Annotated in this window: 7 protein-coding genes and 1 pseudogene; 2 read left to right on the top strand and 6 right to left on the bottom strand. The window is 60.4% G+C overall.

The window, feature by feature from the left end; all coding sequences use genetic code 11:
* Nucleotides 1-195: 195 nt before the first annotated feature.
* The 6 genes from folP to ABX749_RS15835 all read right to left on the bottom strand — a co-directional run bounded on the left by folP (nt 196) and on the right by ABX749_RS15835 (nt 5,463).
* Nucleotides 196-978: a dihydropteroate synthase gene (folP, locus tag ABX749_RS15860; protein WP_372896839.1), complete on the bottom strand. Its 783-nt coding sequence runs from the start codon at nt 976-978 to the stop codon at nt 196-198.
* A 150-nt stretch (nt 979-1,128) separates the two neighbouring features.
* Complete coding sequence (lptE, locus tag ABX749_RS15855) at nt 1,129-1,647, bottom strand: LPS assembly lipoprotein LptE (RefSeq protein ID WP_372896838.1); 519 nt, start codon at nt 1,645-1,647, stop codon at nt 1,129-1,131.
* Nucleotides 1,648-2,021: 374 nt separating this feature from the next.
* Nucleotides 2,022-3,416 carry a tetratricopeptide repeat protein gene (locus tag ABX749_RS15850; protein ID WP_372896837.1) on the bottom strand — a complete coding sequence of 465 codons (1,395 nt, stop codon included), beginning with the start codon at nt 3,414-3,416 and terminating at the stop codon, nt 2,022-2,024.
* Complete coding sequence (gene recO / locus ABX749_RS15845; protein ID WP_145212656.1) at nt 3,413-4,171, bottom strand: DNA repair protein RecO; 759 nt, start codon at nt 4,169-4,171, stop codon at nt 3,413-3,415. The genes ABX749_RS15850 and recO overlap by 4 nt, the downstream gene beginning before the upstream one ends.
* Complete coding sequence (locus ABX749_RS15840; protein ID WP_372896836.1) at nt 4,172-4,507, bottom strand: tetratricopeptide repeat protein; 336 nt, start codon at nt 4,505-4,507, stop codon at nt 4,172-4,174.
* 2 nt (nt 4,508-4,509) lie between these two features.
* Entirely contained in the window at nt 4,510-5,463 is a 954-nt protein-coding gene (locus tag ABX749_RS15835) for a hypothetical protein (protein WP_372896835.1), read from the bottom strand.
* A 172-nt stretch (nt 5,464-5,635) separates the two neighbouring features.
* Here ABX749_RS15835 and ABX749_RS15830 point away from each other — a divergent pair, with 172 nt between their 5' ends.
* Both ABX749_RS15830 and ABX749_RS15825 read left to right on the top strand, forming a co-directional pair.
* Nucleotides 5,636-6,271, top strand: a complete 636-nt coding sequence (locus tag ABX749_RS15830) for a cytochrome c oxidase subunit 3 (protein ID WP_372896834.1) — start codon at nt 5,636-5,638, stop codon at nt 6,269-6,271.
* A 248-nt stretch (nt 6,272-6,519) separates the two neighbouring features.
* Nucleotides 6,520-7,023, top strand: a pseudogene (locus ABX749_RS15825) (ABC transporter permease); the annotation flags it as partial.

Here is a 7,023-nt window from a genome sequence, read left to right as displayed (position 1 = left end):
GGCCGCGAGCCCAATACCACTCAATCGACAAGGTTTTGACCAGCGCCGGGCCCGTAGGCTCGCGCCAAACGGCTGATGTTCGTTTGACATCAGCCGGTTCGCGCCAGCGTCCGGGCGCCTCTTTGCTGTTAACTTAGTGGTATTGGCTCAATGCCAGTACCCGGAGGGGAACGCCGCGACAACCGTCTGACGCGATCAATCGATTCCGCCGCACGCTCGAAATAGCTTGAGCGCATCGACGGTCGGTTTGACATCGTGGACACGGATGATGTCGGCCCCGGCTGCGGCCACCGCGAGCGACACGCCGAGGGTCGCGGCGGTTCGATCGGCGGTTTTATCGCCCAGCAGTTTCCCGATGAAGCCTTTGCGTGAATGTCCGATCAGGATCGGTGCATCCAGTTCGCAAAACCGGGCGGTCCGCTGCAGCAGATGCACGTTGTGCTCATGCGTTTTCCCGAACCCGATTCCCGGGTCCAGGCAGATGCGTTCCCGCCGCAATCCCGCAGCCAGGCAATACTCCATCCGCTGTCGCAGGTACTGGTAAATCTCTTCGACCACGTCGCTGTAAGTCGGGTCGTTCTGCATTGTCTGCGGTGTGCCTTTCATGTGCATGACACAGACGCCGACTTGGGCATCGGCGGCCAGGGCTGCCATCGCCGCATCGCCTTCTAGCCCGGTGACATCATTGATGATCTCTGCACCGGCATCGATCGCGGCCTTGGCCACTGCGGCTTTACTCGTGTCGATGCTGATCGGAATCGACAGCCGTCCGGCCAGCCCTGCGATGACCGGCAACACGCGATCGAGTTCTTCGTCGGCGGCAACCGGATCGCTGTAAGGTCGCGTGCTCTCGCCACCGATGTCGATGATGTCCGCCCCATCGGCCTGCATTTGCAACGCCAACTCGATCGCAGCGCGGGGATCATTGTGTCGTCCGCCGTCGGAAAAACTGTCCGGCGTCACGTTCAGGATTCCCATCACCAGCGGCCGATGTTCGAACGTCAAGACACGCTGACCGATGTCCCAAACCTTGGTCGATCGGGTTTGGCTCTCTGGCACGACTGGATACTTCCGACGAGAAAGGGGCGGGGGGGCTGCAGTAGCGTTAAACGAACGTGTGTCGCAGCACTACCAGCGCGATTCCATTTGGGAAACGATCCGACGGGCGAGTTGATCGATGGCTTCTTGGTTGGCCGTATCGATCGACTGACCGGCTTCGGGGACAAAGCGAACGCTTTGGCTGAACCCCGTGCTGTCGCTATCGATGCTGGCCAAGCTGTTTTGCATCAACCGACGGCCATCGCGTGCCGTCCAGGTGGCTCCGACCGTGATCGCGCTGTCGAGTGCTCGCGGGTCGTCACTGCTGGTTTCGGTCAGCACGACTTTTGACTGAGCGGTGATGTTGCAGCGCAGGACCGAATCGGCGTTCGGATTGCTGACGACTTTGTAAGGCGTCCGTCGTTCGACTTCTTTGACCAAGGCGTCGGTCAATTGGGGACCCAAGTCGTGGCGAAACGATTCGTTGCGAACGACCGGGATATGAACCGTGCGAATGTCACGCGGATAAAGCGCCGCGGCTCCGAATTGGTACGCCGAACATCCGCCCAGCAGCAACATTACCCAAACTACCAAAAAGGTGTCCGACACCTTTTTCAGCAACCGTTGGTGTCTAGCCTTGAGGCGATTCCCGGTCGCTGCGACGCAGCGAGAGTGGGCGGCTGAAGCCTGCACACCAACACGTCTGCCCGTGCTCTCTTTTTTTGTCAACCGTTGGTGTCTAGCCTTGAGGCGATTCCCGGTCGCTGCTGTGCAGCGAGGGTTGGCGGCTGAAGCCTGCACCCCAACACGTCTGCCCTTGCTTTCTTTTTTGGTCAACCGTTGGTGTCCAGCCTTGAGGCGATTCCCGGTCGCTGCTGTGCAGTGAGGGTTGGCGGCTAAAGCCTGCACACCAACGCGTCTGCCCGTGCCGTTCTGTTGGGGCGGGATGGGGTTGGTTGGAGTGTCCATCGGGGAGGGGGCCTTTAGCGAAGCAGCTTTTTGCCGGTCGTTTCGGAGGGAGTTTCCGTGGGAGACTCGGCCGGAGTTTCATCGCTGGTTTGCAGGGAGTCGACGGTGATCAGCGGTGTCGATCGTTTGGACGAGGGGAACGCCTTGGCGATGGCGCGAATGGCGACGTTCTGCGTCGGTGTCGCGGGCAGTTTCTCGATCTCGGCCAGCACCTCGCGGGCCCGATCGGCTTGGGGCGTGGTGGGATGATCACGCAGGATCTTGCGATACAACTGCGCCGCGGCGCCGAACTCTTTCTTGCGTTCGCGATACTTGGCGCGGAAGGCCAGCTTCTCGGCTTTGTGGTAGGCGATTTCCGCCGCCGCGCGGGCGAGCAATTGGTTGTACTTTTCCTCACGCAATTCGCTGGGGAAGCGACGCCGGGTTTGTTTGACCAACTCGTCGGCTTCGTCCAACACCAGTTCGCTGTACTCCGGTCCGCCGTAGATTTCCAGCTTGCAACGAATTCCCAACAGGTGGGCTAAGAACAGGTGGTCGCTGTCGGTGAATGTCTCGCGCAGGTCCGTCAGGAATTCATCGGCTTTTTCGTACTGCTCGTTGCGAATGTGCTCCGCCGCGGCCGCCATCGTAGCGTCATCGGCGAGTTTGCCGGTGGGATCATCGTAACGGATTTGGTCCAGCACCCTGATCGCGTGTCCGTCGGCATCACGCAGCGGTCGCGTGGTGTCGAAGAAGTTGAGTGAGTACCAGGCGTCGCTGCCGGATTTGGAAACGTCGATCCAGTACTTGCTGATCGAAAACAATCTGGCTGCGGCGCGATCCCCGTGACGGTTGCGTGGAAAGTCCTTTTGCAGTTTTTCGAAGGCGTCGCGTGCGCCGTTGAGATCGTTGGCAAAGAACAACGACTCGCCCTGCATGAACAGAGCGTCTTGGTGCAATCCCGATCCCGGCGCTTCCTTGCCGGCGCTTTCGAACAACTCGGCCGCTTCGGCGAACATGCCGGTGCGGGTCGCCTTGGGAGCCCGTGCGGCTTGTCGGAACAGTTCGTCACCGCGGCGGTAGTATTCTTTTGCTCGCGGAATGTCTTCGTGTTTCTTACCGGTGACGTAACCGACCAGCCGATTGGTGCTGGGCAATCCCAATTTGCCGCCGGCGTTGGTGACCGGGTTGGAAGCCACGCGAGGGGTTTCCTCCGCCTGCACCGGCTCGGGCGTCTCCGTTTCGCTGGTCGCGACCGAGCGGAACGGCAGCTTGGGAAGCCAACTGCGCGACGCCGAGGCGCCGGAGGTTTGGCATCCGGTCGTGGTTGCCAGCAACGTGCCTGCCAACAGGCTTGCGCCTAAACTCGGCCGCAACACCCAACGGGCGAGGCGACGGGATCGGTCCATTTGTTGATTCTTTTTATTCATTCCACCGGTTCCATCCGGGCGGGCAGGTAAGGTTGCATTTTCGGAATCGAGCCGAGGATTGTTTGGATATATCGGCTGATCAAGCCACGCATCTCCCGATAAACCTCCGAGGGAACTTCGATCGGCAGCCGCGTGTGGGGTGCAAGCAAACGTTCCAAGTGTTCAATCGTTCCGCGGCTGACCGTCAGCAGGCTGTGTTGACGCGAGCGGCAATCGCGACACACGACGCCGCCGGCGATCGGTGCGAACGCGACCCGTGGGGTTCCGCTGACGGGGCCACCGCAGTCGACACAGCCGCGGGTCGAAGGCGCATGGCCGAGCAATCGCAGCGCCGCGGTGTCAAAACCGAGTAACGCCAGTGCGGTATTGCCCGTCCCGTCGATCTGCCCGAGCGCGCTGAGCGTCAGGTCGTAGAGCCCGGGGTGGGGATCGTGATTGTCCGTCAACAGTCGAAGCATTTCGGCGATATAGTATCCGGCATAAACGCGATCCAACGACTTTTCCGCTCCGCGAAAACGACGCTGGAGCTTTGCCTCGGTCAACAAATCGAGCGCATCGGAGGATTTCCGAATCAGCACTACACGACAGACGGCCAACAGGTCAAGCGAACCTTCGAAGGAACTCTTGGGACGGCGAGCGCCTTTGGCCAGCGCGGAGACCTGTCCAAAATCGCGGGTCAGCAGGGTGACGACCAGGCTGGTTTCGCTGAATTCGATCGTCCGCAGGACCACCGCCGTGGTTTGCTCGGCGGCCATTTACAGCTCGTCGTCTTCTTCGCCCAGTTCGCCGAGCGTTGCCAGCAATTCGCTCATTTCGGCCGCGGCGTGCCCATCGCCTTGGGCTCGCGCCTGGTCGATTCCATCCCGCAGACGCGTCCGCGCCTCATCGACGCGTCCCAAATCAACGAGTTGCTGGGCGGCCATAAAAAAAGCCGGCACATAGGGGGGCGTGTCGCGCGTCAGTTCGTCGAGCTTCTCCAGGCTGCTCGGGTGATCCCCCTCGGTCCGCAATTCCATCGCCAAGCTATAACGCAAAAACGTATCGGTGGGGTCTTCCTGGAGCATCGCCAAAATCTTTTCTTTGCGTGACACGCCTATAGCTCCTTGGTCCACCGCTGGCCGCGCTGTGTGTTTTCAAATTGAAGTGAAGTGAGTTGTTCTTTCAGCACCGAGTGTTCGCCGTTGATCGCCGTTTCGACGCGGAAGACACAGCGGGTCGCCATCGACTGGATCAGCGCGGCGACGAGAAAGGTTTCGGCCGAAGTCAATTCGCCCGGCGTTTCGGTGACGGACAAATCCAAGATCGCCTCGGAGCAGCTCATCACTTGGGCTTCGGGGTCACTCAACCACAACCGGACGTTGGCCAGACGATCCCCGTTGCGATGGTTGATCAATTGATGGTGTTCGATGTCCATGTGGGCCATCGCCGACGCATAACGACCTTGTTGGGGAACCACCGCAGACCGTTCGGCTCGCGTGGTGCGCCGAAACTGCATCATTTCGCGGCTGACGGGCGGGCGATAGGGTGCCGTGGTGACCACCATCCGCTGGAAACTGTTTTCCGGTGAGTACCCATGACGACTCAACAACGAGGCGGCGCGAACATCGACATCCGGGATCCCGATGCCGTGACCGATGGGCGCCAAGCCGACGTAGCCACATTGCTGATCCCGCATCGGACCTGCCAAAATGGAGTGACACTGTTCTTGTCGGATCCGTTTCTCGGCCGCCTTCAGCAGGTCGTCACAGCATTTCAGTCCCACGTGGGTGAAACAGATCGCCGAAAGGATCGCGACGTCACCGGCCGGCATGCCCGACCATTCATCACCATGGTCCCCGGGGCGGCTGAAATGGCACCAGGCCTCGACGCGGCCGTCGATGGTCGCGACCAATAGATCTTTGGGCGAGAAAAAGGCGCGCGACAAGATCGCGCGCTCGATGATGGTCGAGCTGATCGGCGGCGGCGACTGGGCGGCCGTCCAATGCTCGCTCCAGACCCTGGCCAGCCCGGGTAAATCGGCATTGCAAAAGTCGCGTACTTCGCTCATGGGGGGCAACGCTGCCTCGTGGGGGAGTTGTCTGCCGGAGGCAATATGCGGTTGGAAAGGAGGGCGGGAAGTGAGATGCTAAAGCGCAACGGGCAGCGGAACAGTGTCCGCCAGACTATCATTGCCAAGCATACCGCCTGCACACGAAAAACGTTACCGGCGTTCACGACACATGGCTGCAGAAATTAGCGTGACCGACTCCTTCGACGACCGCGGAGGTCCTCCTCGCCCCTTGCTACCGGTAGACCGACGGGTCAAGCAGGGGGGGTGGCTGTTCTTGCTTTCGCTGTTCGTTTTTTTCGGCGCCACGTTGCTGCTCTATGCCATTTACGCGGTCTCACGAAGCGACGATCCGCTGAAACTGGTGCCGCTTCCCAAGACCTTTCTGGTCAGCACGGTTTGCCTGATCGTGATCAGTTTTCTGGTCCACGCGGCGACGCGGACGGTGCGTCGCGATCGGTTTCACACGACGGCTTGGTTGCTGGGGATCAGCACCGCCGCGGCGGTGATCTTTACCGTCATCCAGTGCCTTGCGATGACCGAAATCCTGCTCGGACCGGCGACCTTTGAAGGACCCGGTCGCGGTGTGGCGGGGATGGTCGTGGTGCTGGCCGTCTTGCATGCACTGCACGTGCTGGGGGGCATCATCGCGCTCGGCATCGTTACCACCCGATCGGGGATCGGGATGTACGACCACGAACGACACTGGCCGGTGGATTTCGCCGCCCATTACTGGCACTTTCTCGATCTCGTCTGGGTCTGCATGATCGTCACGTTCTGGCTGACCACGGGCGGATTCGGATTCTAGTGCTCCGTCAACTTTTAGATTGAGGGTGCCGCGGAAAAGGGGGCAGGTACCAAAAATGCGAAGCACCCGTTGGGCCATTTGGTTTTTGGTACCTGACCCCTTTTCCGCTCGACAAACGCAACCCTAAATTCCAATCTGGACCGAGCACTAGACCTCATCTTTACGCCGATCCCGTCGGTCCCTTAGACTCCGGCGGCAAACGGTCAAACGGATGCCACAGCACCGACACGAGCCAAAGGATGGGCTAAATGTATCGCTGGTTACTCTGCTTTCGTTATCTCAAAACACGCTACATCGCACTGGCGTCGATCATCAGTGTCACCCTGGGCGTGGCGACGTTGATCGTCGTCAACAGCGTGATGAGCGGATTCTCGACCGAAATGCACGAGCGGCTGCACGGTCTGGCATCGGATGTCATGATCGAATGCCATGCCACCGGCGGCATGCCCGATCCCGACGCGCACTTGCGCGAGATCGAGCGGATCTGTGGGCCGGCACTGGTCGGGTCCTCGGTCAGCGTCAGCGTCCCGTCGATGTTGGGAATCGACTTCCGCGGCCAGCAAATCGGCCGTCACGTCAATTTGATCGGACTCGATCCGGCAACCTATGACAGTGTCAGCGACTTCGGCAAATACCTGCTGCATCCGGAAAACCAAAAATCGGCCAGCTTTGAACTGCGCGAATCGGGCTATGCCCCCGACCGCAAGGAACTCGCCGCGGCCGGTTGGCGGCACCGCCGTGACCGTGTCAGC

This window comes from Stieleria sp., from assembly GCF_041595215.1.
GTDB classification, from domain to species: Bacteria; Planctomycetota; Planctomycetia; order Pirellulales; family Pirellulaceae; genus Stieleria; species Stieleria magnilauensis.
This window is presented reverse-complemented; position numbering and strand designations above follow the sequence as displayed.